The organism is Pontiella desulfatans, assembly GCF_900890425.1.
Taxonomy (GTDB): domain Bacteria; phylum Verrucomicrobiota; class Kiritimatiellia; order Kiritimatiellales; family Pontiellaceae; genus Pontiella; species Pontiella desulfatans.
The window spans coordinates 3,545,589-3,562,519 of record NZ_CAAHFG010000001.1 but is presented as its reverse complement, the minus strand read 5'-3'; the positions used below and the strand labels follow the sequence as shown (position 1 = coordinate 3,562,519).

General features: G+C 53.9%; 8 protein-coding genes. All 8 read left to right on the top strand.

Features of this window, described 5'->3' with window-relative positions; genetic code table 11:
- Window positions 1–9 precede the first annotated feature (9 nt).
- On the top strand, window positions 10–2,310 hold the full coding sequence (locus E9954_RS12495) for a GH92 family glycosyl hydrolase (protein ID WP_136079499.1): 2,301 nt from the start codon (window positions 10–12) through the stop codon (window positions 2,308–2,310).
- An 11-nt stretch (window positions 2,311–2,321) separates the two neighbouring features.
- Window positions 2,322–3,635 carry an L-fucose:H+ symporter permease gene (gene fucP / locus E9954_RS12490; protein WP_136079498.1) on the top strand — a complete coding sequence of 438 codons (1,314 nt, stop codon included), beginning with the start codon at window positions 2,322–2,324 and terminating at the stop codon, window positions 3,633–3,635.
- A 50-nt stretch (window positions 3,636–3,685) separates the two neighbouring features.
- The gene (locus tag E9954_RS12485; RefSeq protein ID WP_136079497.1) at window positions 3,686–5,212 is read left to right on the top strand and encodes a sulfatase family protein; all 1,527 of its coding nucleotides are present in this window, start codon (window positions 3,686–3,688) and stop codon (window positions 5,210–5,212) included.
- Between the two features lie 34 nt (window positions 5,213–5,246).
- On the top strand, window positions 5,247–7,853 hold the full coding sequence (locus E9954_RS12480; RefSeq protein WP_136079496.1) for a beta-mannosidase: 2,607 nt from the start codon (window positions 5,247–5,249) through the stop codon (window positions 7,851–7,853).
- A 40-nt stretch (window positions 7,854–7,893) separates the two neighbouring features.
- The gene (locus E9954_RS12475; protein ID WP_136079495.1) at window positions 7,894–8,655 is read left to right on the top strand and encodes a sugar phosphate isomerase/epimerase family protein; all 762 of its coding nucleotides are present in this window, start codon (window positions 7,894–7,896) and stop codon (window positions 8,653–8,655) included.
- A 662-nt stretch (window positions 8,656–9,317) separates the two neighbouring features.
- Complete coding sequence (locus E9954_RS12470; RefSeq protein WP_136079494.1) at window positions 9,318–12,839, top strand: sulfatase-like hydrolase/transferase; 3,522 nt, start codon at window positions 9,318–9,320, stop codon at window positions 12,837–12,839.
- Between the two features lie 101 nt (window positions 12,840–12,940).
- Entirely contained in the window at window positions 12,941–15,268 is a 2,328-nt protein-coding gene (locus tag E9954_RS12465; protein ID WP_136079493.1) for a GH92 family glycosyl hydrolase, read from the top strand.
- 73 nt (window positions 15,269–15,341) lie between these two features.
- A complete protein-coding gene (locus E9954_RS12460) occupies window positions 15,342–16,871 on the top strand; it encodes a sulfatase-like hydrolase/transferase (RefSeq protein WP_136079492.1) in 1,530 nt (509 codons plus the stop codon).
- Window positions 16,872–16,931 lie beyond the last annotated feature (60 nt).

Sequence of the window (16,931 nt, the reverse complement as noted above, 5' to 3'; positions counted from 1 at the left end):
AGGAAATTTATGACAGGACATTATCGATCCATTTTTTTTGCGGGCCTTTTTGTGGCGTCCCTCGGTTATTCCGAACGTCCGGTGGATCATCTGAATCTTTTTATTGGCACGGGGTATAACGGACACACCTTTCCGTCGGCAACGGTGCCGTTTGGTGCGGTCGTTCCGGGGCCGGATTGCTCGGTGCGGGAGTGGCATGCGGCGGCTGGCTATCATTATGACAAACCGACCATTATGGGGTTCAGTCAGACCCATCTCAGCGGAACCGGACTGACCGATTGGGGGGATTTCCTCCTGATGCCGGTGGTAGGTTCGGTGCCGTTGGTTCCGGGGACTGAAGCCGAGCCGGAAAAGGGCTATCGCTCGCGCTTTTCCCACGATGACGAGTCGGCCGAGGCCGGGTATTATCAGGTGCGCCTGCAGGATTATGATATTAATGTGGAGCTGACGGCAACCGAACGGGTAGGCGTTCATCGGTACACGTTTCCGGAGGGCGAGCCCCGCCGGATCCTCATGGATCTGGAGCATGCCATTCAGCGCAACACCACAATCCATTCCTACATGCGCATTCACGATGCCCAAACCGTGACCGGATACCGCATTACGGGGTCGCGCTGGGCTTCCAGTCGGTTCCTCTATTTTGCGATGAAGTTTTCGGAGTCGATGACGGAGCATATGATCCATGATCGTGTGCGGCAGCTTGATTATGACAATATTCCGGAGTTGGCTTCGTCGAAATTGATTGCCTCGTTCCGTTTTGAACCCGGTAGGGAGTTGATGGCTAAGATTGCGATCTCGCCGGTGTCCATGCGCAACGCGTTGGAAAATCTGGAGACCGAAGTTCCGCATTGGAATTTTGAAAAGGTCCGCAGTGCTGCGGAAGCGAAGTGGGCTCGTGAGTTGGGTAAGATTTCTGCGGAGGGTTCGGACAAGGCGCTGGAGGTCTTTTACTCTGCGCTCTATCGCACCATGATTCATCCCGACGTGCATCAGGATGTCAATGGTGAGTACCGCGGGGTTGATAAAGAGGTTCACTCCGCCGACGGTTTTACGAACTATACGGTCTTCTCTCTCTGGGATACGTTCCGGGCGTTGCACCCCCTGCATACCATTACTCAGCCGGAGCGGACGGCGGACTATGTGAAGTCGATGCTCGCCTATCAGGAACAGAGCGCGCACAACATGCTGCCCTGCTGGTCGATGCACCATAACGATAATTTCTGCATGATTGGTGTGCATGCCTTGCCGGTTGTGATTGATGCATGGATCAAGGGGCTGACTGATGAGCCTGCGGAAAAAATTCTGGATGCGGTCATTGCAACAGCGACGCAGCCGGGGGCTCATAAAATGAAGTATGAGCAGTATCCTCAGTGGTACGGGCAGCAGCACTATTTGAAGCGCGGTTATTTCCCGGATGAGCTTGTCCGCTCGGGGACGTCGTTGACCTTGGAGCATGCGTATGACGACTGGACCGTCGCTCTGATGGCTGAAAAGATGGGGAACAAAAAGATCGCCGGCGAGTATCAGGCACGCGGGCAGAATTACCGCAAGGTCTGGGATGTTGAAAAAGGCTTCTTCCGTGCCAGGATGGGAGACGGCTCCTGGCACCCAACGTTTGCACCGCGCGCATACCATCGCGAGGATTTCAAGGATCGCGAGTTTACAGAGGGCAACGCGTGGCAGTATCTGTTTTTTGCACCGCATGATGTCTACGGCCTGATTGATTTGATGGGTGGCAAGGCGCAGTTTGCCGGGCGCCTTGATACCCTGTTCACATTGCCGCCCCAAAAAGATGGGCCGGCGGTCGGCGATGTCTCCGGGTTGATCGGGGACTATGCACACGGAAACGAGCCGTGCCATCATGTTGCATATCTTTACAACTATGCCGGGCAACCGTGGAAAACCCAGGAGCTGATCCACCAAATTGCGCGGGAATTTTACCCTGCCGCGCCTGCCGGCTACATCGGCAATGAGGATGCCGGGCAGATGTCAGCGTGGTATGTCATGAGTGCGATGGGATTCTATCCGGTCAATCCCTGCGGAGGCATTTATGTGATTGGATCCCCTTTGCTTTCCGGCTGCACGATCCATCTTGAAAACGGGAAATCCTTTCGTATGACGGCTCAGGGATTGTCGGAGGAAAATATTTATATTCAGTCGGTTAAATTGAACGGTCGGCCGCTGAATAATGTGTGGATCACCCATGCGGATATCATGCAGGGCGGTGCGTTGGAGTTTGAGATGGGATCCCGTCCCGGCACGTGGGGGGCGAATTCAAAGCCCGTTCCATTTGCAGACGGTCAAAAATAATTGGAGTAACTATGACGGAAGCACAGAGAAAATATTTGGTTCCCTTCGCGATTGTAACCAGCCTCTTTTTTATCTGGGGGTTTATTACGGTGTTGGTGGATGCGCTGATTCCGAGATTACGCGATGTTTTCACCCTCAGCTATTTTGAAGCCGGTCTGGTTCAGGTGGCTTTTTTCGGCGCCTATTTTCTGGTGTCGCTTCCCGGGGGGACGATTGTCTCGAAGATTGGATACAAAAAAGGGATTATTCTCGGACTCTCTGTGATGGCGCTGGGGTGCTTTCTGTTTTTGCCGGCATCATCGATTCGGGTATTCCCTCTATTCCTGCTGGCGCTCTTTGTCTTAGCGGGGGGGATGACGCTTCTTCAAGTGGCGGCAAATCCATATGTCGTTGCGTTGGGGCCTGAAAAGACCGCATCGAGCCGGTTGACGCTTGCGCAGGCCCTTAACTCGCTGGGGACGGCCATCGCTCCTTTGGTTGCGGCGTCTTTTATTCTTGGCTCAGAAGTGCTTTCTCCTGAAGCGCAACAGGCGCTGTCGGCCGGAGAACTTGATGCCTACCGGATTGCTGAGGCTTCCGCTGTTCGGGTTCCTTTTGTTGCCCTGGCTATGGCCTTGGCGGTCGTTGCTTTCATTTTTCGGTTTTTTCATCTGCCGGCCGTTAAGGAATTGGAAAAGCATGCCGATGAAGGCTATGGATTTGCATTGAGGCATCGAGGGCTCATGCTGGGTGCGCTGGGCATCTTTGTTTATGTCGGTGCCGAGGTGACCATTGGCAGTTACATTGTGAACTATCTCCTGCGTCTTGAGATTCCTGAACTCATTCAGTCGAATGCTCTGGTTGCCGGCTGGGTTGAAAACCTGGGCGGCATGAAGATTGAGGAGATGAACCCGTCGCGGATTGCTGGAACGTTTGTCACCTTCTATTGGACGGGAGCCATGGTCGGCCGGTTTATCGGTTCTTTATTATCCCGATTGATAGCGGCCTCCCGCCTTCTGGCCATCTACGCTGTAATTGCGGTCGCATTATGTCTGGCCGCCGGGTTCGGGTCGGGGTTTGTGGCGGTTTGGAGCCTGCTCGCCGTCGGGCTGTTTAATTCGATCATGTTCCCGACGATTTTCAGCCTGGCGATCAACAGTCTGCCACATAGTCGTTCGCAGGGATCCGGGGTTTTGTGTGCGGCGATTGTCGGCGGAGCCGTTATTCCGCCGCTGTTCGGGCTGGCCGTTGATGTGAGCAGCTTCACGATCGCATTCTTCCTGCCGGTTTTATGTTATCTGTACATCGCGTTTTACGGATGGATCCAGAAGGTGGAAAAGTCGTAGTGCGGCATGGGAAATTCAGCGTTTAATCAGGGAAATTACAGGGACGTAATATGAGTCGAATACATCTTTTTTTAATACTTGCCGGCCTTCTTCAGAGCGTTCACGCAAAGCCGCCCAACATTCTCTGGATCTTTACCGATGACCATTCGCATAACGCGATCAGCGCCTACGGAAGCCATCTGACCGATTTGGCGCCGACGCCCAATATTGATCGTATAGCAGAGCAGGGCATGCTGTTCCGCAACAGCTTTGTATGCAATTCCATTTGCGGCCCCAGCCGGGCCGCAATCATGACCGGCAAGCACAGCCATGCAAATGGGTTCCGTTCGAATGGTGACCGGTTTGACGGTCACCAGCAGACCTTCCCGCGGCTGTTGCAAAAGGCCGGGTATCAGACGGCGGTGATCGGCAAGTGGCATCTGGGCACGGATCCGGTCGGTTTTGACCATTGGGAAATCCTGCCGGGGCAGGGGCACTATTATAATCCGGACTTCATCACCGCAAAAGGGACCCACCGCGAACCGGGCTATGTAACGGATCTGATTACAGACAAATCGTTGAGCTGGATGAAAGAGCGGGATCCGGAGCGGCCGTTTATGCTGATGCTGCAGCACAAAGCTCCCCATCGTGAATGGTCGCCGGCCAAGCGCCACCTGCAGCTGTTTGACGATGTGACCTTCCCGGAACCGCCGACCCTGTTTGATGACTACAAAGGGCGCGGCACTGCAGCAAAAACGCAGGACATGACCATTGCCAGGACGATGCATCCGGGCGACCTGAAGATTAACGACGTGGTTGATTTCGAAGATAAGACGCATTGGACCTCTCGAGTGACGAAAAACCGTATGGATCGGATGACGGAAACGCAGACCGAAGACTGGTGGGCGGCGTATTCTCCAAAAAATAAAAAGATGATGGAGGCCAACCTCTCGGAGAAGGATTTGGTGCGCTGGAAATATCAACGCTACATCAAGGATTATCTGCGTTGCATACGTGCGGTGGATGAAAATATCGGGCGCGTGCTGGATTATCTGGAGGAGAGCGGACTCGCTGAAAATACGGTCGTCATGTATTCCTCCGACCAGTCGTTCTATCTCGGCGAACATGGTTGGTTTGACAAACGGTTTATGTATGAAGAATCGCTTCGCACGCCTTTGATTGCCTATTGGCCAAATCATGGCACCCCGGGGGCAGAAACGGAGCTGATGGTGCAGAACATTGATATGGCGCAGACTTTTCTGGAGATCGCCGGCGTTCCCTTTCCGGGCGATATGCAGGGGCGCAGCCTGGTGCCGCTGCTCAACGGAAAGAATCCTGCGGATTGGCGTGAATCGATCTATTATCAATACCATCAGGACGTAAACACCGTTCATCACGTTTATCCTCACTATGGAATTCGAACGGGCCGCTATAAATTAATCTATTTTAATACACTCGACGAGTGGGAGTTCTATGACCTGGAAAAAGACCCGCAGGAAATGACCAGTCAATACGCCAACCCGGAATATGCTGGAAAAGTGGATGAACTGAAACAGCAGCTGACTGAACTTCGAGCAGTCTATCAGGCAACAGAATAATCGAATTTAAAACCACCCGCAAAAAAGGGACCTCATGAAAAAACATCCTAAAAATAACCTGATCAAACTCTTTATCCTTTGCCAAATGGCTCTCGCGGGGACGGGGTGCGCACAAGCCGGATCGGTTGAAGAAGAGCTGCACGAAAACTGGAGCTTCCGTCACCTCGGAACCGCAAAGTGGTATTCGGCAACCGTTCCCGGATGCAACTATACCGACCTGCTGGACAACGGCATCATCAACGATCCCTTCTGGCGACTCAACGAAGCCGACCTTCAATGGGTCGACAAGCTGGACTGGGAATATAAAACCACCTTCTCCGTAGAACCGTCGCTCCTGAATCACGACCGTGTAGAGCTCGACTTTGCGGGGCTGGACACGTATGCCGACGTCTCCTTGAACGGAACAAATATTCTATCCGCCGATAATATGTTCCGCAACTGGCAGGTGGATGTAAAAAACCATCTCAAACCCGGAGCAAATGAACTCTACATTCTGTTCCGATCGCCCGTTGTCGAGGGAATTAAAAAACACGACGAGTTAGACTATATCATTCCAGTTTCCAAAAACGATCGGGCCGAGCTCGGACAGGTGCCAGGTGGAAAGAAAGTATCTGTCTACAATCGAAAAGCGCTCTATCACTTTGGATGGGACTGGGGGCCGCGCCTCGTCTCCAGCGGCATTTGGCGCCCGGTAAAACTTAAAGCGTGGAATCAATCACGAATCAAAGACCTGCGCATCATTCAAAACAGTCAGTCCGAAGAACGCGCGCAGCTAACCGCCGTGTTTGAAATTGAAGCCGAAACCGCAGGCGAAGCCGATCTGGCCATCCGCGTGGATGACGGTCAAGTGGCTGAAAAATCGGTGCAACTCAACGCCGGCATTAACACCTGTCGTCTCGACTTTGAAATTCAGAACCCGGAACTCTGGTGGTGCGCCGGGCTGGGGGAACCCCACCTCTATGACATTGCCGGAACCCTTGCACAAGGGCAACGAGTCGACCGCACATCCCACCGGACGGGCATTCGAACCGTCAAACTCGTGCGTGAAAAAGACGACATGGGCACCTCGTTCTTCTTCGAAGTCAACGGCATCCCCGTCTTTATGAAAGGTGCGAACTATATTCCAAACGACATTTTGCCGACCCGCGTATCGGACGCCAAATACCGCAAGGTCATTCAGACGGCCGTCGACTCCAACTTTAACATGTTGCGGGTTTGGGGCGGCGGCTTCTATGAAAACGACATCTTCTACGACCTCTGCGATGAAAACGGTATTCTGGTTTGGCAGGACTTTATGTTCGCCTGCGCCATGTTCCCTTCAGATGAAGAGTTTCTCGAAAGCGTGCGTCAGGAAGCCATTCAAAACGTAAAACGGCTGCGCAACCACCCATCGGTTTCCATCTGGTGCGGCAATAACGAAATGTTAACGGCATTGGGGTGGGCTGAATGGCAACTCATAGAACAAGGCCTGGGCGGTTCGGATCCCGAAGGCGCGTGGGCTGCCGTTTCCAATGGATATGAACGTATCTTTCACGACGTCCTTCCGTCCGTCATTGAAGCGGAAGACCCCGGACGTTTTTATTGGTCGTCCAGCCCCTCCGCCGGACCGGGAGTTAACGCGCGGAAGGTTGGTTTGGAACATGGCGACGAACATTACTGGGGTGTCTGGCATCAGAAGAAGCCGTATGAAACCTATTCCACCCACATCGCCCGTTTTATGAGCGAGTATGGATTTCAGTCGTTCCCGGAGCTGCGCACCATCAAAGAATTCGCACTCCCGGAGGACTACGGACTGTTGACCGAGGTCATGAAGCATCACCAGCGATCGCCTGTGGGCAACGAAGCCATTGACCACTATCTGCTTCAAAGCTATCGCAAAACCAAAGACTTCGACTCCTTCCTCCACGTCGGTCAGGTTTTGCAGGCGGAGCTGATTAAATATGCCGCCGAGGCGCATCGCCGGGCTATGCCGTTCTGCATGGGAACGCTCTACTGGCAGCTCAACGACTGCTGGCCGGTCGCGTCCTGGAGTTCAATGGACTCTTCCCTGCGCTGGAAAGCGCAGCAGTATTTTATGAAAAAGGCCTTCGAATCCATGTTGATTTCCCCGTTTGAAAAAGAGGGGGTTCTCGATCTTCACATCGTCTCCGACAAACTCCAACCGCTCCCCGGAACTCTTTGCCTAAAGGTGATGGACTTCAATGGAAAATTGCTTTGGACAAAAACCCTCGACGGCACCGTCCCCGCGAACACATCAACCGTCATATATTCCATTCCGCGTGAGGAGATTCTGGAAGGCATTGACGACACCCGGGCCGTGCTTCTTGCCGAATGGGTCGAAGAGGGCACCGTGCAGGCTGACGCGCTCTACTACTTCCGCCGCGTCAAAGATCTGGAGCTTCCCGAAGCGACGGTGACGCACAAAATAAAACCGGTCTCGGACGGATTTGAAATCACCTTGAAAACGGATCAGCTGGCGAAGAATGTTTATCTGACCATTGGCGACGAAGACGGATTCTTCAGCGATAACTATTTTGATTTGCTGCCCGGAACCGACGTTTCCGTTCTCCTCAAAACAGACATCAGCGCCGGCACCCTGAAACAAGTCCTTCGGTGCAGCACTATCGCAGATACATTTTAAACGTGAACGGCGGTCAGCCAGTGAAAAACGGGGGCTGTGAATGGTGAATCAGCAAAAGAACATCGGCATCAATCTCTGGAGCATTAAAGAGCACCTAACGACGATCGAGGAAGCCGACGAATCGTTGCGCCGTCTGGCGGAAGCAGGTTGTTCGGCAGTTGAGCTCTGTCTGATTTCGGAAATGCCGGATGCGCAGACCATGAAGCGCCTGTGCGACCGGTATGGTCTGGCGGTCTGCGGCCTGCATGACATGACGGTGCTGGAAAATCCGGTGGCTTCGCTGCAAGCGGCCAAGACGGTCGGCAGCGGCTTTGTCTCCTTTCCCTATCCACAGGGGCGAGATCTCTCCGATCCGGATCAGGTATCGACGTTGGTTGAGGAGCTGAACGAAGCGGGGCGGGTTCTTTACGAAAACGGCGTCACGCTGACCTATCACAATCATCAGGTCGAGTTCGCGCGTGCCGACGGTGCACTGGTGCTGGATCGGCTGGTGACCGAAACCGATCCCCGAACCGTTCAGTTTCAGCTGGATCTGTACTGGGTTCAGCTCGGTGGCGGTAATCCGGTGCAGTGGTGCAAAAATCTGGAGGGCCGCCTACCGCAGCTGCACGTGAAGGACTATGCCATCGGCGCAGACGGACAGCCGTGTTCGTGTGCCGTCGGAAAAGGCAATCTCTCCTGGGCGGAATTAGTCGACCACTTCGACGGCAAACAGCTGATCATTGAGCAGGAACTCTACACCTCGGATCCATTCGATGAGCTGGCCGAAGGCATTCGTTTTCTCAGCAGCTTCGGCTCATAGAACGAACAGCTCCGCGCCGCTTTCGGTGCGGATCAATTTTCTCACCACGGAATACCTAGCGCGGCCCAACCGCAACCAAATTGAAACCACGAAACCCATCAAACGCATGAAAAGGGAATTGCCCACGAATCACTCGAATGAACACGAATGAAGAAAAAAGGCACTGTCCTGATTCGTGAAAATTCGTGGGGATTCGTGGGGAAAAATAGCCTCTGTTTAGTTGCTGTTGAATAAGGATTTGCAGAGAAAAGCTTGCCAGGAAAACAAGTTTTCGGCGGATAGTAGTACAAGAACCCACAAGGAGAGAGCCGTTCGGATGCATCATTTTTGTGAATTTTGGTGTTTCTTGTGGCCAACTATTTTTCCGTTTAACTCTTAACATTTGAGTGCCGGAGCAATAGGAGTCAAAACTTGCTCCGCACCGATCCGTGGGACCTCATCCGTGGGACTTCTGGGTTTCCAAGGTTCGGAAAGCCGGACCCACGCGGAATACCGCTGAGTTCAGGCTCTACTCTTTGCGTCGTCGCGTCGTCGCGGTCAAAATCTCCCCGCACCGTCTCCGAATAAACAAATCAACACCCTTATTCAACATAACGCGGATGTTTATGGCCGCATTCTATTGCTATCTTTGACCACTTAAGTAAATAAAGAGAGCTGAAGGTATGAGAAAACGTTGGTTGCACAGTCTTGTAGCGCTGGGAACATGCGCATTTGTTTGCGGTGTGTTTGCGGAACAGCCGAATATAATTTTTATTCTGACGGATGATTTGGGTTATGGCGACCTGGGGGTGATGGGGCATCCCTATGTTCAGTCACCCAACATCGACCGGTTGGCGAACGAAGGGCTCCTGCTGGAACAGGCGTATTCCGCTGGAGCTTGGTGCTCGCCCAGTCGGGCGGCGTTAATGAACGGGGTCTATCCGGCACGGGAGTTTAACGTGAACAACTGGGAGCTTTCTGCGGATCGGCCTACGCTGACGAGCATGTTTAAAGAGGCGGGCTATGCCACCGCCCACTTCGGAAAGTGGCACATGGGGGACAGCGAGGGGGTGCCGCCGCCTGCCGAGTACGGAGTTGACGAGAATTTCGGCACGCAGAGCACCGGGCCGGTATGGACGGACGAGGAGATGGCGGAATCGCATCATCGCGAAAGAACGGCGGCCCGCTATGTAGATCTCTCCATCGATTTTATGACGCGCAAAAAGGATCAGCCTTTTTTTATCAACCTTTGGGTGCATAACACCCACGCCATTGTGAATCCAACCGATGAACAATTGGCGGTTTATGACGATCTACAGGTGTCGATTGATGATTTTGAGGACCCGCTGCAACGTGATTTTCTGGAGTTTATTGCCGAACACGGAAATGTGACGAATGCCATGCGCGCATTTTGTGCCGATGTGACCGCCGTCGATACAGAGATTGGCCGTCTGCTCAGCAGCCTCGCGGCACTTGGGCTTGAGGATAATACGATCGTGGTTTTTACAAGCGACAACGGCCCGGCGCCGTACTTGAAAGTTGGGGAGCGGGATCTGCTGATCCCGCGGTTTGAGAAAAGTCCGAAGTTGATGAACAGTGTCGGCTCCGCCGGACCCTACCGGGATCGGAAGAGTTCGTTGCATGACGGGGGGATCCACGTTCCATTCTTCGTCCGGTGGCCTGGTAAAATCCCGTCGGGCATTGATTCGAGTACGGTGTTTTGCGGCGTGGACCTGTTGCCTACGCTGGCCGGTCTGGTCGACGGCGTGGCGGCGCCGGAGGATATTGATGGCGAAGATCTGAGCGCGGCGTGGCTGGGCTCCCCGCAAGAGCGGGCCACTCCCCTTTTCTGGTGCGATAAACCGGGCTGGTCGGCACTGCGCGACGGCAAGTGGAAGGCGCATCTGCAGGGGGATACGATTCGTCTCTACAACCTGGACGAAGATCTTTCGGAGTCGGTCAATGTGGCCGACGCCTATCCGGAGATTGCCGGAACCTATTTCGACACGCTCAAAGAATGGGAGGACGCTTTGCCTGCGAAAACGCCGGCGACGAATGGAGAGGGCGGGGTGGTGACGGACTTCTTTGTCGCGGGAACGGATGCGTCTTCGATTGATCTGACCTGGTCGAATCTGGCCGGTTCCGTTGTGCTGGAGTCCTCGACTACGTCGCTGCCGCTCATCGATTCCGTGCAGGATTCATTTCTGGATTCCGAGGGCGTTTCGGGAATCATCAAGCTGAATCTCCAGGCCGTGGATGACGGGTCTTCGAGGTTTAATCCATTTACATGGAGCGGCGGCGGGCAAAGCACGGGAAATGTAGTGCACACAATGTCAAGCCAGGGATGGGGAGTTCAGACGAGTACAAAAACGAATGGCGATATTCAGGACTCCGAGGCGCTGATTTTGACGTTTGACCTGAGTGAACTCTCCTTGGGGGCGGATCAGACGCTTGTGCTGTCAGCAATTGGTTTGTTTAATGATGTCGCTGAATACAGCGGCGATCTCTGGATGCGGAATCAGGAGGTTCCGGCGGGCGAACTCGGTGCAGGGCGGTTGCTCGCGAACCATGTCAGCTCCTTCTCGGATGCGATGCCGATTCGTGATGGCGACCAGATTGCCTTGATGGAAGGGTCAACAAAGATTCGGCTGGCGAAGCTGACGTTCGATATTTTGCCGGTCGGATTCAATGCGCCGAAGATCTCTATTTCCCTGGACACCGGGAACATGTTCGTCGGAGCAACGAATCTGTCTGCCGATGTCTATCTGAGGATTCAGCAGCGCGAGAGCCTGACCTCCGGCGCGTGGACGGATGTGGCGGTCACCAGTGGAGTCAGCCTGGCCGAGTGGGCGCTCGAAACGACCAATGCGTCGTCGTTTTTTCGTGTGCAAAGCAGCGACACCTATCCCGTGCCCCGGTTTGGATATCTTTTCAAACCGGTCGACGACTCCTTTGTGTCGGGGGCAAATACCGCGTCAAACTATGGGTCGAATACCAACCTTTCGCTTCGTGTCGGCGGGACGGGACAGAAACTTGTCTCCTATTTGAAGTTTGACGTCGATGCGGTGCCCTCCTCGATTTCGGAGGTTTGGCTGAAGGTGTATGCCGCGCAAGCCGTTTCCAATGAGGTCACGTTTCGTGCGGTTGCTGATAATGCGTGGGATGAAAGCACCATCACATGGAAGAATCGTCCGGGGTCGGGGGACGTGATCACGAAAAAGGCTTCTTTATCCAAGGGTTGGAATACCTTCGACTTTTTCGGCCACATCACTACAACGGGAACCTATTCGGTTGCAATTACGACCGTTGACCCGAGTGAGCTGGTTTTGATGTCCAAAGAGTCGGTCTATGACTCCGTGCTGGAGATTCGCGAAACCCCGGATGGACCCGAAACGCCGGTGGGGCTTTTTGCCGGTGGCAGCATGTATGGCAGTTACGGTAATAATGCTGCAGAGGTGAAGTCGTCCGGATTCGACACCCTTTTGCTTTGGAGTGCAAAGGTGAATTCCGAGGGGAAGATCAACTACAATTTGACCGAAAACCCGCTCGCGGAGCACGGATGGTATGTTGGCGAAAAGGATTGGATCGAGCAGCTGGTGGATCTGAAAACGGCGCCCTCAACCGTCAAGCGGATCGAGTTTTCGGTGAGTGCGTGGGGGGATGCCAGTTTTGCGAATATCGATGCATTGATCGAAGCCGAGGGAACCGGCGAAGACAGCCGGCTCTATCAGTCTTTCAAGGTGTTGCGCGATGTGCTGGGCGCCGATGCCATCAACTTTGATGACGAGGAGCACTATGACGTGGATTCCATGGTTGAGTTCAGCAAAATGCTCAGTGTCTTGGGGTATAAAGTGACGCTTTGTCCGTACATGAGGCCGGAGGGCGTTTGGAATCCTGTATACGAACAGCTCGAAGCCTATCAGCCGGGGCTGGTGGATCGGATTTATGTGCAGTGTTATGCCGGGGGCGCGGCGAATTACCCTGAGAACTGGAATACAAAATTTACCGGCGACCTCAAGGTGATCCCGGGGCTGTCAATTAGTCCGAGTGATGCGGGTTGGAAAACCCCCGCAGAGGTCGAGACGCAGCTTTCTGAATGGAAGGATCATTGCGGAGGGGGCTTTATTTGGCTGCATCAGGAAATTCTGAATGAGGGATACGGCGTTTCGAACGTTGCGAACGCGGTAATCAACGGCCTCCAATAAGGGCTGGCCGATCCTTTCGTGCGTTCCGGCTGGTGTTGCACATGAAGGGGGGGCTTTTTTACAGAATGTCATCCCATTGCGGGAGTTAATCGGAGCGTGTTATGAAGAAAGTGTATTCGGGGTTTAAACGGTGGAGAGTGATTTACGGGATCGGTGCGATTTGTTGCCTGAGTTCTGGCTTGAGGGCGCAAAGCGCATTTGAACAGGTCAATCCGTTTATCGGAACCGGGGGGCACGGCCATACCTTTCCCGGGGCCACCACGCCCAATGGAATGGTGCAGCTTAGCCCGGATACGCGAGTGTTTGGCTGGGATGCTTGTGCCGGTTATCATGATTCCGATGAATCGATCCTTGGGTTTACCCATACCCATCTGAGCGGAACCGGGATCGCCGATATGGGCGATTTTCTGTTTATGCCGTTTGCCGGTGAGGTGAAACTCGACAAAGGAACGCCCGAGGATCCAGACGCGGGCTATCGCTCGCGCTTCAGTCACGATCGTGAAAAGGCGGAGCCCGGCTATTACCGGGTGCATCTGGACGACTATGAGGTGGATGCCGAGCTGACCGCGTCTACTCGGGCCGGCTTTCATCGGTATTCATTTGAAGGCGATAAAGAGGCCGGTCTGCTCGTTGATATGAGCCATTGTCTCCAAGAGGATTATTGGCGGTATGAATTTGTAGAACTTCGCGTGATCAATGATCGCGAAGTGGAGGGCTACCGCCGCAAGCGGGGCTGGGCTGAAAATTCACATCTCTATTTTCACGCAAAATTCAGCCAGCCCTTTAAAGCCACGCTTTATAAAAACGGGAAGCCGTTTAATGGGAAGTGGGCGACGGCCGGCCAGGATGTGAAAGCGGTTCTCCGGTTCCCCGGACTCGCCGATCATCTGCTGAAAGTGAAGGTCGGTGTTTCGAGCGTCGACTATGCGGGCGCCCGCAACAATGTTGAGTCGGAGATTGCCGGGTGGGATTTCGATGCCGTTCGCGCGGCTGCAAAAAAGCGTTGGGAACAGCAACTGAACCGCATCGCGGTTCAGGGTGGAAGCGCGGACCAACGTGCCATGTTTTATAGCGCCCTCTATCACACGGCGCTCAGTCCGTACATTTTTACGGATGCGGATGGTCGCTACCGCGGAACGGATCAGCGCATTTATCAGTCGGAGGACGAGCCGATCTATACGATCTTTTCCTTGTGGGATACGTTCCGTGCGTTTCATCCGCTACTCACCATCACGGAGCCGGATACGAACGCGGCGTTCATCCGCTCCCTGCTGGATAAATATGATCAGGCCGGCATCCTGCCGAAGTGGGAACTCAACGCCAACCTGACCGGCACCATGATCGGATCGCATGCGATCAGTGTGATTGTGGATGCATATATGAAAGGGTGCCGCGATTTTGATGTGGAAAAAGCCTATGAGGCGATGAAGGCCTCGATTCACTATCGTGAAAACGACGATTTTCTTTATGCGTCGGAGAGAAAAAGGGAAAAGCTCAATCCGCGCGCGAAGTTCTATAACGATACGCTTGGTTTTATCCCCTGCGATCTGGAAAACGAGTCGGTATCCAAGGCGCTGGAATATGCCTACAACGACTGGTGCATGTTGCAGATGGCGACCGCGCTGGGCAAGACGGAGGACATTGCCCTCTACCAAGAGCGGGCGGGGCGCTACAAAACCTATTTTGATGCCGGAACCGGTTTCATGCGCGGAAAAAACCGGGACGGTTCGTGGAAGACGCCGTTTGATCCCAGGTTTTCCAAGCATCGGAGAGATGAATACTGTGAGGGCAATGCTTGGCAGTGGACCTGGTTTGTTCCCCATGATGTGAACGGCCTGGTCGAACTGATGGGCGGCACGGATGCGTTCACGGCTAAACTTGATGAGCTGTTCAGCACGGACTCCAGGCTGACCGGCGATCATGTCTCCAGTGATATCAGCGGGCTGATCGGCCAATACGCGCACGGCAATGAACCGAGTCATCATATTGCGCATCTGTATAACTTTGTCGGGCAGTCGTGGAAAACGCAGGAACTGGTGGATCAGGTTCTTTCAACCCTCTATTTTAATGACCCCAACGGGGTCGCCGGAAACGAGGACTGCGGGCAGATGTCGGCCTGGTATATTCTAAATGCGATCGGATTCTATTCCTTCTGCCCGGGCGATCCGGTTTACTCGCTGGGTCGGCCGATCTTTGACGCGGTATCCATCGCGCTGCCCGGCGGGAAGACCTTCGAGGTTGTGGCCACGAATAATTCCCCCGAAAATAAATACATCCAGTCGGTGCAGTTGAACGGCGAACCGCTGAAAGAGCCATTTATTTCGCATCGGGACGTTGTCAGCGGTGGGCGGCTGGAATTCACGATGGGTGAAAAGCCCAATCGGACGTTTTTTGCTTATGAGGATGCATTGTACTCCGTCAGGGATTAAATATCGGATCGTTGACCGTGAAGACACAGGGAATTTAAGCAGAAAAAATAACGCAACTTAAAGGGAGAATGAGATGAGTAGAACCACAAAAGGAATACGGACAATAATCGCCGCGGGCGCACTGGCTGCGGTGGCAGCGGTCGCCGCGCAGAAGAAACCCAACATCGTTATTTTTCTGGCAGACGATTATGGCTACGGCAGCTCCAACTGTTATGGAACTCCCGAATCAGTGCTTAAAACGCCCCATATGAATAGGTTGGCAGAAAAGGGCATGCGATTCACGCAGGCGTATGCACCGGCTGCGGTGTGCACCCCGACCCGCTACGGCCTGCTTACGGGGCGGTATTGCTGGCGAACCGGGATGAGGCGCGGGGTCGTCAACGTCTGTGACCGGCTGCTTATTGATGAGGGGCGATTTACGCTCCCGCAGATGCTGAAGGATGATGGCTACCGCACCGCTGTAATCGGGAAGTGGCATCTGGGCTTTGGTAAGCAAGAGGGGAAACGTGCCGATCCGGAAAGGTATTTTAAACCGATTACGAAAGGGCCGCTTTCGATCGGCTTCGACTACTTCTTCGGCCTTCCGCAAAACCATGGAGATTACACCGGGATCTATATGGAGAACCATGAAGTGTACGGGCGCAGGTCCTTCGATAAAATTGAAATTGAAGGCAAGTCGCCATACGGAAAAGCTTGGATGGGCGTGGATGCTCCGCAGCGGGTCGATGACGAGGTCATGGATGTCCTGACGGAAAAGGCGGCCGAGTGGCTCAATCAGCAGCCGGACGATCAGCCCGTGTTTTTGTATTTTGCCGCACCGGCGGTACATGCTCCGGTCACCCCGTCCAAGCGCTTTAAGGGCACGTTGGCGGCCGGGCCGTTTGCAGAGTTTATTCAGGATCTGGACTGGAGTCTCGGCGAGGTGGTAAAGGCCTTTGAAAAGAGCGGTCGGCTCGAGAACACCCTGTTCATCTTCTCGAGTGATAACGGGGGTGTTTACGGAGACGAAATCAAGGAGTGGACGCGCGAGGTCCCAGGTGTTTGGAAGCTGAAAAGCCAGGTGACCCAGATGCGGCAGGCTGGCGCGGAAGTGAATGGTATTTATCGAGGCGGGAAGCAGGATCCGCTTGAGGGAGGAACCCGCGTGCCTTTCATCGTCTCCTGGCCGGGGCATGTTAAAGCGGGTACGGTGAATGACGACAAAATAAGCCTGGTGGATATGACCGCCACACTGGCCGAGCTGCTGCATATTGAAACCCCCGCCAAAGAGCTTGGCGCAGAGGACAGTGTGAGCGTGCTGGATACCTTTTACGGCAAGCCCGTTGATCGCGATGCGCTCGCAACCTGCATTACGCACAGCGGAGCCGGAACCTTTGCTCTTACGCTCGGGAATTGGAAATACATCGAAGGGGCAGAGGTGCCGATAAAAGGCAAAAAAATGGATCCTCCCGGTACAACCTGCCAGAACACCAGAGCTCTGTATGATTTGGAAAAAGATCCGCACGAGGACAATAATCTGATTGAGGCAAATCCCGAAGTCGCAAAGAAAATGCAGGCACTGCTGGATCAAACAAGAACGCGCTCCTTTTCACGCAAGCACTAATCTGCAGTGCTCACCGGATAGGTTCGAACGGCAGGAAATCCTAAATTCGAAGCACCCAAA